Genomic DNA, 15,533 nt, shown 5'->3' with positions numbered 1-15,533 from the left:
TTTAAAAAATTACTATTTGCAGCATTTCTGCTTTTTGGCACTGGTGTTTTTGCACAACAAACCTTTCCCCCTGATGAGGTAATTGTTGGAACTTTTATTGGGAAGACAATTCCCTTACGCGAATTTGCTATTAAAGAAGAAAATATTAACCAAAGTGTTAAAGAAATAAAAGTAGTACAAAATGGATCGCGTTATCGCGAACAGGTAAATGCTGATGCATTACCAAATGGCTTTGACCAAACAGCACAAAAGGATTTTGGAAATATCCAAACCCGAGCTATTGAACAAAACTTTATTGGAGCTTCTTCCTCAGAATCGGGATTTGTTCCACCAGATCCAACAGGTGCCGTTGGACCAAATCATTATGTGCATGCCGTAAATTCAATCGTAAAAATATTTGATAAAACGGGTAATTTATTAGTTGGGCCTGTAGCATTGGGTACTTTTTTGGGAATTGGTTCCAATTCCGGAGACCCGATTATACTTTACGATCAATTGGCAGACCGTTGGTTTGTGAGTGAATTTGGTTCAGGGAGCAATTCATTGGCGATAGGTGTTTCAGAAACTGGAGATCCAACCGGAGCATATAATGTTTATCAATATTCTTTTGGAAGCTTCCCAGACTATCCACATTACAGTGTTTGGCACGATGCCTATTATCTTACTGCTAATATTGGTACTACAAACAAAGTATACGCTGTTGAAAGAGACGTAATGCTTGCGGGTGGTCCAAGTCCTAAAATTGTTGGGTTTCCTCTTCCAGGAGGAGTGCAAAACACTAATACTGTATTAAGCCCTGAGCCTGCAAACTTAATAGGAACAACATATCCAGCAGATGTTCCCGGCTATGTTACTTATCTTCAAGATGACGGATGGGCTGGAGTTACATTTGACCATTTGAAAGTTTGGGAAATTGTATTGGATTGGAATACAACAAGTAATTCCACAATATCAGCACCTTTAGAAATACCCACAGCGCCATTTAATTCAGTATTTGCTCCTTTTGGAACAGGGGATGTGCAACAGCCTGGTACAAGTCAAAAAATTGATATGATTGGCGGCATAATTTCATACGCTCCAAATTATAGAAGCTTCACTGACCATAATAGCTGGGTAATTACATTTAACACAGATATTGACAATAACGACACATCAGGTGTAAGATGGATTGAGCTGCGAAATGATGCTGCAAACCCTTGGTCCATTTTTCAAGAAGGAACATACGCCCCCGCAGACGGAAATAGTCGTTTTATGGGTAGCGCAGGTATGGATGCTGCGGGAAACATCGGTTTAGCATTTAACGTTGCAAGTGCAACAGTTAAGGCAGCAATTAGATATACAGGCAGATTTAATGGAGATCCCTTAGGACAAATGACCGTAGCCGAAACTGAAATTATCCAAGGGGCCGGAGTACAAACTTTCACCAATAGATTTGGAGATTATTCACATCTTACTATGGATCCGGATAACTTCACATTTTGGCACACTGCGGAATACTTTTCCTCAGATAATAACTGGAGAACACAAATAGCAGCCTTTACATTATCGGGTGGCTTTACAAATGACGTTGGTGTAAATGCACTTATTCAGCCTGTGAATGGTATTTTAACAAATAATGAAACAGTCGAAATAAGTATCCGTAATTTTGGAAGTAGCACTCAAACAAATATTCCTTTAGAATTACGTGTTGATGGCAATTTGGTAGCCTCTGAAACCTTTACTGGTACTGTAACATCTGGCGCAACAGCAACTTATACATTTGCTCAGACAGTAGATTTATCAAACGCTGGACAAACTTATAGCATTGAGGTTAGAACAAATCTTGCAGGGGATGAATTTCCAGCAAACGATCCGTTTACAAAAAACGTAACCAATCTTTTAGCTAATGATGTAGGTGCAATTGAAATTACCGCGCCAGTTTCTGGTCCAGGTTTAGGGAACGAAACTATAATCGCAACAATTAAAAACTTTGGTGCAGCCACACAATCAAATTTTAACGTACAATATGTAATTGACGGGGGAATACCAGTGATTGAAACTTTTGCAGGCCCCATTGTCTCGGAAGAAGAAGTGAGTTACAGCTTTGCACAAACTGCAGATTTTTCTGCATTAGGAATTTATAACGTAACCGTTTCAACTTCTTTGGCAAGTGATGCGAATGCCGCCAACGATGCAGTTACCGCTGTAATTGAAAATGTTTTGTGCCAACCCAATATAGATTGTTCCTTTGGCGATGGTTTTCAACTCTTTTCAGTAGCTGATATCAATAATCCATCGGGTTGCGAGGGTTATGCAGATTTCACAAACCTAGTTGCCAATTTAGCGCCCGATAGTACAAATCAATTAACGGTTACAACTGGTTATGGTGATCAATATGTAAAAGTTTGGATTGATTATAATGACGATTCAACCTTTACTGCAAATGAGGTGGTTGTGGATAATGTTGTTATAGCACCAGGACAAGGAGCTGGAACTTATACACAGACAATGGATTTAGTTGTTCCTGCAGGAGCTGCAATTGGACCTCACCGAATGCGCGCAAAAACAAATTGGGACGCGCCTGTACCTGCAGATGCCTGTGAAGAAACTTCTTTTGGAGAAACAGAAGATTATACCGCAAACATTGGCACGCTTGGAGTTAATGACTTTTCAATCAGAAATGGGGAATTGATTATTACTACTGAAGGCGATAAACAATTTGAGATAACTTTGTTCACTGCTTATAATGGGCAGGCTTACATTTCTGTTTACAACATGTTAGGCCAACAGCTTAAAGTAAAAATGATTGACAAAATGGGAGATTCCTTTAAAGCTAAACTTGATATGAGCGAAGTTGCAAGCGGAGTTTATATTGTGAGAATTGGAGGAAAAGAAACAAAATCCTTCAAAACAGGAAGAATTATTGTTGAATAATTTTTAAATATATTCTATTAAAAAAGAGCGGGGTTTTCCCGCTCTTTTCTATTTTAAAATATAATATTTACTCTTTTTTCTGAAGTAATGAAATATAAAAGCCGTCAAATCCGCTTTTGCTGGGCATTATTTTTTCTTCACTCAACAATGTAAAGTTTTTTCCTTCTTCTCTAGCCAAAAAAGCTTTCACTTGCATTTCGTTTTCTGAAGGAAGTATTGAACAAGTTGCATAAACCAATTGCCCTCCAGGTTTTACCATTCGGGAATAGCTATCCAGCAATTCTTTTTGTGTTGCGCGAATCTTATCCAAAAATTCAGGTTGTAATTTCCACTTTGCGTCAGGGTTTCTTCTTAAAACACCCAAGCCGGAGCAAGGAGCGTCAATCAAAACCTTATCGGCTTTGTCAATTAATTTTTTTATCACTTTCGTGGAATCGATAACGCGCGTTTCAATATTGAAAATATCATTTCTACGTGCACGGCGTTTTAGTTCGTTGAGCTTGTTCTCATAAATATCCATCGAAATTAGTTGCCCCTTATTTTCCATCATAGTCGCAATGTGAAGACTTTTACCACCAGCTCCAGCACAAGCATCTATAACACGCATGCCAGGTTTCGCATCGAGAATTTCTGCAACTTTTTGCGAAGAAGCATCCTGCACTTCAAAAAATCCATTTTTGAATGCATCGGTTGTGAAAACGTTTCCACGTTCTTTCAACTTTAAGGCATCTGGATATCCTTTTAAAATTTCGGTTTCAATCTCTAAATCAGCCAATTCATTTTGAAGGCTTTCAACGGTAGTTTTTAAAGTATTTACACGTAATACTACATCGGCTTGCTGGTTTAAAGCTGCAATTTCCTTATCCCATTTTTTGCCCAATTCCTTATGGCCCAAGTCATCCAGCCAATCAGGGATGGATTCACGATACTTTCTAATTTTTGACAGCTCGTCAAATCTTCCTTTAATTCTACGGGTTGGCGTATCTTCAAACTGTTTCCATTCTGGAATGGCAATTCCATTAAGCGTGGCCCAAACTGTAAATAATCTGAAAAGGTTTGGACGGTCAAATGGTTCCCGAACTTCGGCAATTTCCGAATACAGCCGTTTCCAGCGAACAATATCATAGGTAGTTTCAGCAATAAAACCGCGGTCGCGAGCGCCCCAGCGTTTATCTCGTTTCAATGTGTTTTTCAATACTTTATCTGCTTGCTTGTTTTCATTGAAAATCAAGTCAAGAGAATCTATTGTGGCGAATACTAAGTTTCGGTGTAATTTCATTTTCTGCGTTTTGCGGTTGCAAAGGTATCACAATTTTAGACGTGAGATTTTAGATTTTTAGATTTAAAGATCTGAACTTGGGTTTTATTACTTTGAATTTAAAGTTATTGTTACTTTTACAAAAAAAGAATCCATGCGTTTTTTAATTGCATTATTTGCCGTAACTCTCCTTTTTTCCTGCGAAAAGAAAACTGAAGTTGAGTTTAATTCTGTAGAAATAACTCCGGTTTTTATAGATAGTTTAAGCATTCGCGCCATTCAGCCTTTGGACGAAAGCAGAGTGTGGTTTGCGGCCGACAAAGGAAAAGTTGGCCTTATAGATGGCGATACTCCAAAACTTGCCGTTATAAAATATGGAGATTCGTTGCTTCATTTTCGATCCATTGCTGTAAATAAAGATGCTGTTTTTGTTTTAAGTATTTCAAATCCGGCTGTGCTTTATAAAATTGGTTTCAACGGTACTGATGCTACCAATATAGAAGAGGTTTATACGGAAAAAGGTGATAATGTTTTTTACGATTCCATGAAATTTTGGAATGAAAACGAAGGTATTGCCATTGGTGATCCCATTGAGAATTGCATGTCAATAATAATAACCCGCGACGGCGGAAACACTTGGGAAAAACTTTCCTGCGATAACCTCCCGAAAGTTGAAAAAGGTGAAGCAGCCTTTGCAGCAAGCAATTCTAACATCGCAATTTTTGGCGATAACGCTTGGGTTGCAACGGGTGGAAGAAAATCACGTGTTTTGCACACAAAAGATAAAGGCAAAACGTGGGAAATCTTTAACACACCAATTGTTCAAGGTAAAGCAATGACAGGCATTTTTAGCATTGATTTTAGAGATGAAAACAACGGAATTATTTTTGGTGGAAACTGGGAAGACAAACCTTATAATGAGGGCAACAAAGCAATAACGAAAGATGCCGGAAAAACTTGGAAACTTATTGCCAATGGGAAAGAACCTGGCTATCGTTCTTCAGTAAAATATATTCCCGGGACTGAAGGTCAGGGAATTGTAGCAGTTGGCTCGCCCGGAATTTCCTTTAGTGGCGATGGTGGAAAAAACTGGAAAGAACTCTCTAAAGAAGGCTTTTTCGCAATTGAATTTGTAAGCGATAGCGTTGCTTTTGCTTCGGGAAATAATAGGATTTCGAAGTTGGTATTCAAAAAATAAATTGTGTCCGTTCGTGCGCAGTCGAGAACTAAGCTTCGGAAGTTACAATTTCAGTATTATCATTTTTCGGCAATAAAACCTGCAATAAAATTGCAATTCCCATAACAATAGCACAGCCAACTAAATTCAGCCACAGATAAGGCATTAGGTCTATATACCAGAAATAGATGATAATTATTTGCGTTATTAGCGCAGCTATAAAAACAGCTTTGCTTCGAACGTATTTTATAAAAAACGCAAGTAGAAAAATTCCTAGAACATTTCCGTAGAAAATGGAACCGATAATATTTACCAACTGTATAAGATTGTCGAAGAGGTGTGCAGAACAAGCTACTATTATTGCAATTATTCCCCATAAAAGTGTAAATCCACGAGAAGCTGTAACATAGTGCTTTTCTCGTTTTCCGGGAACATTTCTTTTGTATAGGTCAATAGCCGTAGTGCTTCCCAAAGCATTTAGCTCTGAAGCTGTTGAAGACATAGCTGCACTCAAAATTACCGCCAATAGCAAACCAATTAGTCCGCGTGGAAGATTGGTTAAAATGAAGTGGATGAAAACATAATCCTTGTCGTTGGTTTCCGCATTAGGATTTGCTTTTTTGATTATTGTAACTGATTGTTCGCGTAACTTATTTTCAGAGGCATTCAGTTCTTTTATTTTTTGAACATAGTTTTGTTTTTCAAGCTCGTTTTCCGCTTTTGAATAATCAATTTGTGTTGCAGCAAGCTCTTTGTCTATTGCATCTTTTTTTACTTCCAAAGCCTTGTATTCCCCGGCATATACTGAACTATTAACGTCCTTTACTGCGGCGGGATTAAAATGCAGTGGAGAAGCATTAAATTGGTAAAAAACGAAAACCATAATCCCTACCAGCAAAATGAAAAACTGCATAGGTACTTTTAGGAGTCCATTCATTATCAAGCCCATTTGGCTTTGTTTTACACTTCTTCCCGAAAGATAGCGTTGTACTTGGCTTTGGTCGGTTCCAAAATAGGAGAGTGCCAAAAAGGTACCCCCAATAATTCCGCTCCAAAAAGTATAACGGTTATCAAAATCGAATGAAAAATCGAGTATGTCCATTTTCCCATTGGCCCCGGCAATTTCAAGCGCTTTGGTGAAAGTAATATCGAGCGGTAAATAATTAAGGATCAATAAAAAGGCAATCAACATTCCAAAGAAAATAACAGCCATTTGTTGCTTTTGGGTAACACTTACAGCTTTTGTGCCGCCGCTTACGGTGTAAATAATTACAAGTACACCAATGATTATATTTAAATAAACCAAGTTCCACCCAAGTACGGCCGAGAGAATAATAGAAGGTGCAAAAATAGTAATACCGCAGGCAAGTCCGCGTTGAATTAAAAATAGGATAGCGGTAAGTGTTCTGGTTTTTTTATCGAAACGGCTTTCTAAATATTCATAAGCTGTATAAACGTTGAGCTTGTGATAAATTGGTATAAAAACCAAACAAATAATCACCATAGCAATAGGAAGTCCAAAATAGAACTGCACAAACCCCATTCCGTCGTGAAAGGCTTGTCCCGGTGTAGAAAGAAAAGTAATAGCGCTAGCTTGGGTAGCCATGACACTTAAGCCAATAGTCCACCAATGCGCGTTACTTCCTCCCTTTAAATAATCGCCCACGTCTTTGTGCTGACGCGATTTCCATGTGCCATAAAGCACGATAAAAAGAAGGGTTCCAATTAAAACGATCCAATCAATCTGCTGCATTTAGGCGAAGTTTTGCATTAGTAAATAAAACAGATAAATGTAAACAGCATTAAGCAGAAGCACGACTGTATACTTCCATTTCCAAACAAATTTTTGTTTTTCTTCGTTCACCTTTTTAAAATTATTTTCCGATTGAAAGCATATTTGCGAACAATCTATAAGCTCCCGGAACTCCGGCCGGAAGTTCGCGGAAAAAGCTCAATCCCGTATAAATGTAATATCCTTTTCCGAATTTGGCTACAAGTAGCGAACCTTTTGTTTCGGCTTCGCCTTTGTCTTTCATTCCTAAAATTGGTGTGAATTCTGTGGCCCACTCATTGGGAAAATAAAGCCCGCGTTCCTGCACCCAACCTTCAAAATCTTTCTGGGTTATTTTATTGGGTGTGTTTAAAAGTGGGTTTTCGGAAGCAAGAATTTTTACTTCTGAAAATTCATCCGTAACGCGATCGCGACTAAGTTTTAGGGAATAGGGGGCGAGATTTTCGGTTACCAAACTGTGATTGGTATTGTATTGAACAATCATAGTTCCACCATTTTCAACGTATTTATTCAGAATGGGTTGTGCAAAAGCGAGTTCGGGAACTGTGTTGTAAGCACGGATTCCGACCACAATTGCGTCAAAACTTTGAAGGCTTTTTTCTGAAATGGTTGAAGGATTAATAGTTGTTACCGAATATCCAATCTGTTTCAAGCTTTCAGGAATTGCATCGCCCGCGCCGTTTATATAACCAATATTTTGTCCTTTTTTCTGAATATCAATCTTTGCTACTTTCGCTTCCGAAGGCAAAAGAACACTTTGATACGGAATATGCTCGTAATCTATAACCACCAATTCTTTATCAAATGTTTGCCCTTCCGCGCTCACTACCGGTTTTAAATAACCTTCGCTTTGGCCGTTTGGAGGACTTACCGTGAAACTGAAAGTTTGTGTTTCCCCATTTCTAGTAAGCTGAAATGCTTGCTTTGCAGGCTCAACTTTCCAACCCTCGGGATGTTGTAAATTTACGTTTCCTGAAATACTGTCTTTTCCTGCGTGCACAACTACCGAAACAATTTCTGAAGTATTGCTGGCAAAAATCAAGACCTTTTCAGGGATGGAAGCCGTAACTTCCGGAAGCACTTCCAGCGGGCGATACACTTCGCCTTTAACGGGATCGTTAAATTTATAAACTATATTTTTTGTGAAAGGAATTGTTGTATTTCCAAATTGCAATTCAAAAACCAATTGCTCCAAAGGCGGCGTTTCTGGTAGGCCAATTAATTTTTCTGGCGCCGCGTACATTCCTACGGTTCCCTTTTCATTTAGCCAATAGGGCGAGGAGTAGGGCGGGTTTTGTTTTGCGGAATTAACGGTGACTTCTATTTTCTTGTCATCATTAAAAGGTAGCGCTTGGGGTTCATTCCAAAGTATTTTTCCTTCGGAATTTTTTATTGATTTTAAGACAACATCGCTTTTTCCGCGATTAATAGCTTCAATATTAACTTTAAAATTTTGGTTTGGATTTACTGAATTTGCTTCGGAAGCAGCTTCTATAAAGATTCCGCCGCAATCTAAAATAAGTTGCTTCAGTTGTTCCAGTTTTATTTTTTTCCAATGCGCATCCTTTAAATTTGAAACTAGGGGATAAGCTTTCAACAATTGTGGCAGCATTTCCGAAGGATTTTTAAAGTTGAATTTTTCTTCCAAAGGATTCAAAATTTCGCCAATTGCATTGCCGTCATCCAACCTTGACCAGTTCGTGTTTATATCTTCAAATAAATTATTTTCCGAAGGTTTGTTTCCTTCTAAAATTTCTAAATATTCGGTTTCAGCACCTCGCGAACCCGTACTGCCAAACCCTTGCGATTTGTGCATACTTCGGCTTAACGAAGCTATTTCACCATTGGAAAGACCAAGTTGGGGGAAATAATTTCCTGTTTCAACCGCAACGAGTTTTGATTTGTCAGCATTATCAAATTTTTCTTTGCTTCCATAAAACCACCACGAAGTATTAAAAAACAGTCGCTGTGGTTTCCAAATACCGTATTCTTCAGCAGATTTTGGAAATTTTGAAGTGTTGCCAACCAAATCAAAAGCCTCTACGCTTAACATTGCAGAAGCGGTGTGGTGCCCGTGGGTACTTCCGGGACTGCGATGGTCAAATCGATCAATTATAATATCTGGTTTGAATTTACGAATGGTTTTTACTACATCACTCAAAACATCTTCGCGGGTCCAAAACTCAAAGGTTTCGTCTGGGTTTTTGCTGTAGCCAAAATCATTGGCGCGTGTGAAAAACTGCTGCGCTCCATCTGTTCTTCGCGCCGCCAAAAGTTCCTGTGTGCGGATAACGCCTAAAAGTTCGCGCAGTTCTGGCCCTACAAGATTTTGTCCGCCATCGCCTCTGGTTATTGAAAGATATGCGGTGTTTGCGTGCACATCGTTTACCAAATAGGAAATTAAACGGGTATTCTCATCGTCGGGGTGTGCTGCAATATAAAGTGCAGAACCAACAAAATTGAGCTTTTGAAGGGAATGATAAATTTCGGAAGTGGTAGGTTTTTTAGGGGTTTGTGCGGCGGCAGCTATTGAAAAAAATAAAAATAGAAGTCTGTAAAAAAATGATTTTTGCATAAAATTGTTGATGATTTATTCGAAACCTTTCAAAGATACTTATTTGTAAAAATTAATCGTGCGGTAGATCTTCCTTATTTTTGTCAGCTTCGTTCAGCTGCTGTTCATAAAAATCATCTGCCTTTATGATACTTACTCCTTTTTGAAGCATCATACTATTGGGGTAAGTAACAATTTCATTTTTAGTGGTGTGAAGAATAATATGAAAGGTTTTAATATCTTCAATAATTCCTTCGCAGGGCATTTCTTTGTCGTGTATCTTTATATAATCGCCTATTTTGTATGGAAATGTAAAGAACATAATTACGCCACTGGTAATGTTGCTCAAAATGGACCACTGCGCAAAAAAGGCTATTCCAATTACTGCAAACACTGAAGACATTACTAGTCCCAGATTTCTAAAGTCAACGCCCCAAATTAATATAAGTCCTAAAACAATCAAAAAAAAGGCAGCGAAATCTACGTGTTTCATAATTAGCCCCGTACGGTGTTCAAGCCGTTCAATTTTTTTGGCAAAATTGCGAACGGTTTTTTTTAGGATTAGTCTTAAAACTAACAACCCCAGAATCAAAACACCAGATTCTATTAACTGTAACGAATATTTTTGCAAATCTAAATCGATCATAATTATAAATATTAAAGCCCTAGGGAATCCCGAAGATGCGCAAACTCATTTCCGTTTTTGTTCCAGTAGGGAATTCGCATACGCTTCATTTTAGTTGCTGTGGTTTTAAGCCTTAAGGTGTCATTTTGGTCGGCTGCGTTCACTTCTTCCCACTTTTCAATTTCATAGGGAAAAGTACTATTAAAGAAAAGCATTAACTGTCTTTGTAAATCTGGGTAATTTAATGTGTAAATAGTAATTGAATCTCCCTGTTTTAAACTTGCAAAAGCATTGTGCTCCTTTATTTCTTTGTGCCGAAGTCTTAGATATTCAAACGAAGGGATAATCATTACATCCCCAGTGGGCAGTTCATCAGGGTTTATTCTTACTAGGTTCCACAGTTCGTTTTCCAACCAAGTTTTTGGCAAAGAAAGGGTTTGGTCCGCTTCGCCTTCAAAATAGGAATGGCTTTCTATCTCAAATTTATCGCGATTGTTGAGCTGCATATAAACCTGTCCGCACCATTCTTGGACACTATTGCTCACTTTTATAGCGTGTGTAGTATTCGAAATAGGGCTAAAAGTACTACTCATTATAGAATACGGATAGATGCCCGTATTGAAATTCTTCATTTGGTTCAGTTTTAAAACTGATATAGTTTCATCAGAAGTGTTGTTTGCTTTTACCTGTTCATTTGGCAGAAAATCTTCCGTCACAAAAATGTTAACAGCAGTGCCTTGGCGGATTTCCCCGTAGCGCTCCTGCATGAGCTGATAAGAGGTGAGCTCCGCGTTTCCAGCGTACCAATAATCTTTAAATTCTTTTGAAACAGTTCTAGGTACCGCAGTTTTAGTTTCTTTTTTTTTATCTGAAACGGTTTCTGAATTGCTTTTTTCTACAGAAGAATTGCAGCCTGCAAAGACCACAAACAGGAAAAAAATAGAAAGTATTTTGAAATTGTTCATTCTGGCAGATTTTACTCAAAAATACCAAAAATTCAACGGTCGGCAATCTCGGTTAACGTTTTATAAACAAGACGTGTGGGAAGGCCCATTACATTAAAATAACATCCTTCAATTTTCTCGATGCCAATGTAGCCTATCCATTCCTGTATGCCGTAGCTTCCTGCTTTATCAAAAGGCTTATAGTTTTTTAAATAGTAAACTATCTCCTCTTCGGAAAGGATTTTGAACCAGACTTTGGTAACATCATTCACGGTTTTTTGAAATTCCTTTGAAGTAAAGCATACTGAAGTGATTACCTCGTGCATTTGCCCACTTAAACTGTGGAGCATTTGTTTTGCTTCTTCAAAATCTTTCGGTTTGCCGAGCGCTTTTCCATTAAGCCAAACAATGGTGTCACTTGTAATAAGAATGTCATTTGTTCGTAAGTCGGAAAAAATAGATGCTTTAAGTTGCGAGAGATAATCTGTTATTTCTGAGTATTTTAATTCTGAAGAATATGTTTCTACAACCTCTTTCACTTGAATTGTAAAATCTAAATCTAGCTCCTTGAAAAAAGCTTGTCTTCGCGGCGAACCAGAAGCAAGGATGATATTGAAATTTTTTAGTTTTTCGCGAAGCATACTTTAAAAAATTGTAAATGAAAAAAGCGGTATTGAACAAATGCCTAAAAATATTATTATTTTCAAAAGATTTGAAAGAAACGCATATTCTTTTGGTGTTTCCGAACCCCAGGCTTTTATGCAAAAATACATTAGTGGGGCAACGATTGCAAATAAGAAATACAGTAATAAAACTTGCTGGTTGTAGAGGTATTCATACATGTAAAGCACAACTCCCAAAACCATGAAAACGCCCAAAAGAAACACAATCATTATCGTTCTTTTTCTGCCTATGGCAATGGCTAACGAGTTCATTCCGCCGTTTTTATCACCGTTAATATCCTGCAAGTCTTTTACAATTTCGCGAATTAGATTGATGAAAAATGCAAACATAGCATAGTGTAAAACGATTTTGAAAACCGTTGATTGCGCAGTTTGATTTTGTGCAGTAATAGCAGGAAGAAGATCGAACAAAGCCACAATTATCAAACTCATAGCCACCAAAAAGGAAACTAAAACATTGCCAATTATTAGCATACCCTTTAAATAGGAAGCATATAAATAAAGCAATGCCGAGAAAACTATGAAAAGTGCCGCAAAGCCAGATTTTCCGATGGTGTTAGAAAGGTAAAAACCTATCACAACTCCAATAACATTTAAAATTATAAACAACCGATTTGCAGTTCTTTCTGAAATCTTTTTGCCAATCAAAACTTTGTTTGGTTTGTTAATTTTGTCAATTTCTACGTCATAAATATCATTGATTATATTTCCAGCAGCGGCAATACAAAGTGTAGCAATAACAAGAAGGATAAAATGAAACGTATTTAACGTAGTTTCAACGCCCAATGAATAGAACAAGCCGTATTTGATAAAAACTTGCACCAAGGCAATGAAGAGTAGGTTTTGGTAGCGAATTAGGTTTAGGTAGTTCAAAGTTTATGCTTCAGATTGCGGAGTTTCTTTTTATTGAATGTGTGGTTTAATCATACTTGGCGCTCACAACATTTGTTGCCATCCATTTATCCTGAACTTTAAGCACTTGTTCAATAACATCGCGCACGCAGCCCTTACCACCTTTTTTATGCGAAACATATTTTGAAATTGCTTTAATTTCCTGAACAGCATCTTGTGGACAAGTGGGCAAACCTACTTCCTGCATTATTTCAAAATCGGGAAGATCGTCGCCCATATAGAGAATATTTTCTCTTTTTAGGTTATTCTTTTTTAAGTAATCCTCTAAAATTTTTGTTTTGTGATGCGCTCCCAAAAAGATGTCTTTTATTCCTAAATTTTGCAACCGTACGCGAACACCTTCATTAGTTCCGCCCGAAATAACACAAACGTGAAAACCTTGTTCAACTGCAGTTTTAAGTCCGTAGCCGTCCTTAATATTCATTGTTCGGAACATTTCGCCTTGCGTATTCACTTGTATGGTGCCATCTGTGAGTACACCGTCAATATCGAAAATAAATGTGCTTATATGCTTTAGGTATTCTTTATAACTTTTTTCCATAATTATGCTTTAATTCCTCCGTAAACAATTCATAAAACTTTCGGTACGGACTATCGCCTAACAAATGTAAATGTTTTTCAATTGTTTTTATATCGTTGCGTTTAGCTGGGCCAGTTTGTGCTTCTTCGGGTGAAAGGGTTTCAATTTTGGAAGCAGTTTCTGAAATCAATGGTTTCAACAAATCGAACGGCAAATCTTCATTTTTTAAAATTTCGCGGCCTATTTGGTATAAATAGTTGGTAAAATTATTCACAAAAACTGCCGCAAGATGTAGTTTGGCTCTTTTTTCTGAAGAAATTTCTACAACGTTTTCTGAAATTGTTTCTCCTAATTTCCGTAATAAATCCAAATCTTGCGAATTTTCGGTTTCAATACAAATAGGAATTGTTTTAAAACTAACAGCACGTTCCTTTGAAAATGTTTGCAATGGATAAAAAATACCGCGTCTGTTTTTATTTGAAAGCGTATCTATCGAAACGCCTCCCGATGTGTGAACTATCAATTTATTTTGAAAAGGAAGACTTTCAGAAAACGCCGAAATTGCATCGTCGGGAATTCCTATTATGTATACATCCGCTTCTTCAATTTTTGAAATGTCATCCGTGAAAGGAATGTTTTCAAAAGGAGAAATCATTTTAATATAATTTCTATTAAAAACCTGTTTTACAGTAACTTCGTTTGCGATGTGTAAAGCTTTGAACAAGTTACTGTTCACGTTTCCAAATCCTAAAAAAACCACATTTATCATAGTAAGAAGTTATCGTTTATTAATTTTTTCAACGGTACACTTTGTGTTTTATGAGTTTTATTTCGCCGTCCTGTTCCAATTGTTTTATAGCACGGATTACCGTTTCCACCCTCAGGCCAGTTAAATCTGCTATTTGCTGTCGCGTTAACTCTACTTGAAAAAGTTCTTCGGAACCGTATTTGCCTTTCAAAAAATCTATTAAAGTAAGAATTCTATGTTCTGGAGGATGTACCGATATTTCTTTTAAAATCGTCGCTTTATAATAAAGCCGCTTTGCAAGTGCCTTGGTGAATTTTAAATTTATTTCGGGATTATTGGTTAATAATTCGAATAATTTGGATTTTGATAATCTGTAAAGTTCTGTAGCTTTTACTGCCGAAGCTGAAGCCGGATATTTGAAATCTGCAAAAAGAGGTGGCTCGCCAAAACTTTCACCATTGTAAAAAATACCTTGCACAAATTCTTTTCCGTTTTCGTTGAGATTGAACATTTTCACTTCCCCGGTTTTAATCTGAAAATAGAAATCTGCACGCTTTTTTTCTGAAAGGATAACTTCGTTAACGTCTATTTTTTCAATAGTCGCGCCGTAATCCAATAATAAATTTTCAGGAATCATAAGTTTATGATTTGCCTCATAAAATTGGGCGTGTTTGGGATGGTAAATTTACACCATTAAAAACAAAACACTATAATATTATGAAAGTACTATCTATAAAATCATTGCAAGAGGAGTTTGAATACGACTATTATATGTACATTCCGCTGACCATTATTTTAAACAGTTGTATTGGTTCTATCGCCGCAATGACTGTTTTGGCGCAGGGCACGGGAATTATTCCTGGAATTGAACTAACGCTTTGCGTTTCGCTTTGCATGGGTTACAATGCCGCTCTGCTTGCCGGATCAAATAAAAAAATTGCATTTTGGATGCTTGCTATTAGTTTGGTGGCAAACCTGTTGTTGATTTTAATAACTTTGCTATAAAAAAATGGCTAAAAAGAATATAGAATCTCGTGAAGATGTGTCTTTGCTTGTCAATAAGTTTTATTCCAAAGTGCGAAAAGACGAACTTCTCGGACCTATTTTCAACAGAATAATCACCGACTGGGAAACCCATCTTGAACTACTTACAGATTTTTGGGAAACAAATCTTTTCTTTGAGCGCAAATACTTTGGAAATCCATTACATACTCACGTTGAAGTAGATAAAAAATGTGGCAACACCATTAATGAACTTCACTTCGGAACATGGATCAATCTTTGGCTGGAAACCATCAACGAACTTTTTGAAGGCGAAACAGCACAAATTGCAATAAACCGAGCTAGAAATATGGGGACTTTTATGCACTTAAATATTCATAATGCTCGAAAATAAGTAATGTAAAA

14 protein-coding genes are annotated in these 15,533 nt (G+C 37.3%); 4 read left to right on the top strand and 10 right to left on the bottom strand.

Annotated features, from left to right (window positions below; translation table 11 throughout):
* Positions 1-2,913 (top strand): GEVED domain-containing protein (locus tag AEQU1_RS15350; RefSeq protein WP_146743765.1); only part of this gene is annotated, 2,913 nt, incomplete at its 5' end.
* Positions 2,914-2,980: 67 nt separating this feature from the next.
* On the opposite strand, the gene AEQU1_RS15345 is transcribed toward AEQU1_RS15350, so the two are convergent.
* Positions 2,981-4,192, bottom strand: a complete 1,212-nt coding sequence (locus AEQU1_RS15345; RefSeq protein ID WP_111882518.1) for an RsmB/NOP family class I SAM-dependent RNA methyltransferase — start codon at positions 4,190-4,192, stop codon at positions 2,981-2,983.
* Positions 4,193-4,325: 133 nt separating this feature from the next.
* Between AEQU1_RS15345 and AEQU1_RS15340 the strand changes: the two genes are divergently transcribed.
* Positions 4,326-5,369 carry a VPS10 domain-containing protein gene (locus AEQU1_RS15340; RefSeq protein ID WP_111882517.1) on the top strand — a complete coding sequence of 348 codons (1,044 nt, stop codon included), beginning with the start codon at positions 4,326-4,328 and terminating at the stop codon, positions 5,367-5,369.
* Between the two features lie 28 nt (positions 5,370-5,397).
* On the opposite strand, the gene AEQU1_RS15335 is transcribed toward AEQU1_RS15340, so the two are convergent.
* The 9 genes from AEQU1_RS15335 to AEQU1_RS15295 all read right to left on the bottom strand — a co-directional run bounded on the left by AEQU1_RS15335 (position 5,398) and on the right by AEQU1_RS15295 (position 14,763).
* The gene (locus AEQU1_RS15335) at positions 5,398-7,101 is read right to left on the bottom strand and encodes a sodium:solute symporter (RefSeq protein ID WP_111882515.1); all 1,704 of its coding nucleotides are present in this window, start codon (positions 7,099-7,101) and stop codon (positions 5,398-5,400) included.
* Positions 7,102-7,222: 121 nt separating this feature from the next.
* Complete coding sequence (locus AEQU1_RS15330) at positions 7,223-9,715, bottom strand: PIG-L family deacetylase (RefSeq protein WP_111882514.1); 2,493 nt, start codon at positions 9,713-9,715, stop codon at positions 7,223-7,225.
* Between the two features lie 52 nt (positions 9,716-9,767).
* Positions 9,768-10,340 carry a mechanosensitive ion channel domain-containing protein gene (locus tag AEQU1_RS15325; protein WP_111882512.1) on the bottom strand — a complete coding sequence of 191 codons (573 nt, stop codon included), beginning with the start codon at positions 10,338-10,340 and terminating at the stop codon, positions 9,768-9,770.
* An 11-nt stretch (positions 10,341-10,351) separates the two neighbouring features.
* Positions 10,352-11,284 (bottom strand): septum formation inhibitor Maf, encoded by a 933-nt coding sequence (locus AEQU1_RS15320; protein ID WP_111882510.1) that lies wholly within the window; start codon positions 11,282-11,284, stop codon positions 10,352-10,354.
* A gap of 32 nt (positions 11,285-11,316) precedes the next feature.
* Positions 11,317-11,904, bottom strand: coding sequence for a Maf-like protein (locus AEQU1_RS15315; protein WP_111882509.1), 588 nt, complete (start codon positions 11,902-11,904; stop codon positions 11,317-11,319).
* Between the two features lie 3 nt (positions 11,905-11,907).
* Entirely contained in the window at positions 11,908-12,819 is a 912-nt protein-coding gene (locus AEQU1_RS15310) for a geranylgeranylglycerol-phosphate geranylgeranyltransferase (protein ID WP_111882507.1), read from the bottom strand.
* A 46-nt stretch (positions 12,820-12,865) separates the two neighbouring features.
* Entirely contained in the window at positions 12,866-13,399 is a 534-nt protein-coding gene (locus AEQU1_RS15305; protein ID WP_111882505.1) for an HAD family hydrolase, read from the bottom strand.
* The gene (locus AEQU1_RS15300; RefSeq protein ID WP_111882504.1) at positions 13,383-14,147 is read right to left on the bottom strand and encodes a Rossmann-like and DUF2520 domain-containing protein; all 765 of its coding nucleotides are present in this window, start codon (positions 14,145-14,147) and stop codon (positions 13,383-13,385) included. Before AEQU1_RS15300 ends, AEQU1_RS15305 begins: the two co-directional genes overlap by 17 nt.
* 28 nt (positions 14,148-14,175) lie before the next feature.
* A complete protein-coding gene (locus tag AEQU1_RS15295) occupies positions 14,176-14,763 on the bottom strand; it encodes a Crp/Fnr family transcriptional regulator (RefSeq protein ID WP_111882502.1) in 588 nt (195 codons plus the stop codon).
* Between the two features lie 80 nt (positions 14,764-14,843).
* Here AEQU1_RS15295 and AEQU1_RS15290 point away from each other — a divergent pair, with 80 nt between their 5' ends.
* Together AEQU1_RS15290 and AEQU1_RS15285 are read left to right on the top strand one after the other, a co-directional pair.
* On the top strand, positions 14,844-15,131 hold the full coding sequence (locus AEQU1_RS15290) for a hypothetical protein (protein ID WP_111882520.1): 288 nt from the start codon (positions 14,844-14,846) through the stop codon (positions 15,129-15,131).
* A gap of 4 nt (positions 15,132-15,135) precedes the next feature.
* On the top strand, positions 15,136-15,522 hold the full coding sequence (locus AEQU1_RS15285; protein WP_111882501.1) for a group III truncated hemoglobin: 387 nt from the start codon (positions 15,136-15,138) through the stop codon (positions 15,520-15,522).
* Positions 15,523-15,533 lie beyond the last annotated feature (11 nt).

It is taken from the genome of Aequorivita sp. CIP111184 (assembly GCF_900489465.1).
Taxonomy (GTDB): domain Bacteria; phylum Bacteroidota; class Bacteroidia; order Flavobacteriales; family Flavobacteriaceae; genus Aequorivita.
The sequence above is the reverse complement of the archived record's forward strand: the minus strand, read 5'-3'. Positions and strand labels throughout refer to the sequence as shown.

What these genes read in the sequence shown, in the direction of transcription:
- AEQU1_RS15335 (WP_111882515.1), bottom strand. Translation starts at nt 7,101, where the DNA reads ATGCAGCAGATTGATTGGATCGTTTTAATTGGAACCCTTCTTTTTATC.
- AEQU1_RS15340 (WP_111882517.1), top strand. Translation starts at nt 4,326, where the DNA reads ATGCGTTTTTTAATTGCATTATTTGCCGTAACTCTCCTTTTTTCCTGC.
- AEQU1_RS15295 (WP_111882502.1), bottom strand. Translation starts at nt 14,763, where the DNA reads ATGATTCCTGAAAATTTATTATTGGATTACGGCGCGACTATTGAAAAA.
- AEQU1_RS15315 (WP_111882509.1), bottom strand. Translation starts at nt 11,904, where the DNA reads ATGCTTCGCGAAAAACTAAAAAATTTCAATATCATCCTTGCTTCTGGT.
- AEQU1_RS15285 (WP_111882501.1), top strand. Translation starts at nt 15,136, where the DNA reads ATGGCTAAAAAGAATATAGAATCTCGTGAAGATGTGTCTTTGCTTGTC.
- AEQU1_RS15300 (WP_111882504.1), bottom strand. Translation starts at nt 14,147, where the DNA reads ATGATAAATGTGGTTTTTTTAGGATTTGGAAACGTGAACAGTAACTTG.
- AEQU1_RS15305 (WP_111882505.1), bottom strand. Translation starts at nt 13,399, where the DNA reads ATGGAAAAAAGTTATAAAGAATACCTAAAGCATATAAGCACATTTATT.
- AEQU1_RS15330 (WP_111882514.1), bottom strand. Translation starts at nt 9,715, where the DNA reads ATGCAAAAATCATTTTTTTACAGACTTCTATTTTTATTTTTTTCAATA.
- AEQU1_RS15320 (WP_111882510.1), bottom strand. Translation starts at nt 11,284, where the DNA reads ATGAACAATTTCAAAATACTTTCTATTTTTTTCCTGTTTGTGGTCTTT.
- AEQU1_RS15290 (WP_111882520.1), top strand. Translation starts at nt 14,844, where the DNA reads ATGAAAGTACTATCTATAAAATCATTGCAAGAGGAGTTTGAATACGAC.
- AEQU1_RS15345 (WP_111882518.1), bottom strand. Translation starts at nt 4,192, where the DNA reads ATGAAATTACACCGAAACTTAGTATTCGCCACAATAGATTCTCTTGAC.
- AEQU1_RS15325 (WP_111882512.1), bottom strand. Translation starts at nt 10,340, where the DNA reads ATGATCGATTTAGATTTGCAAAAATATTCGTTACAGTTAATAGAATCT.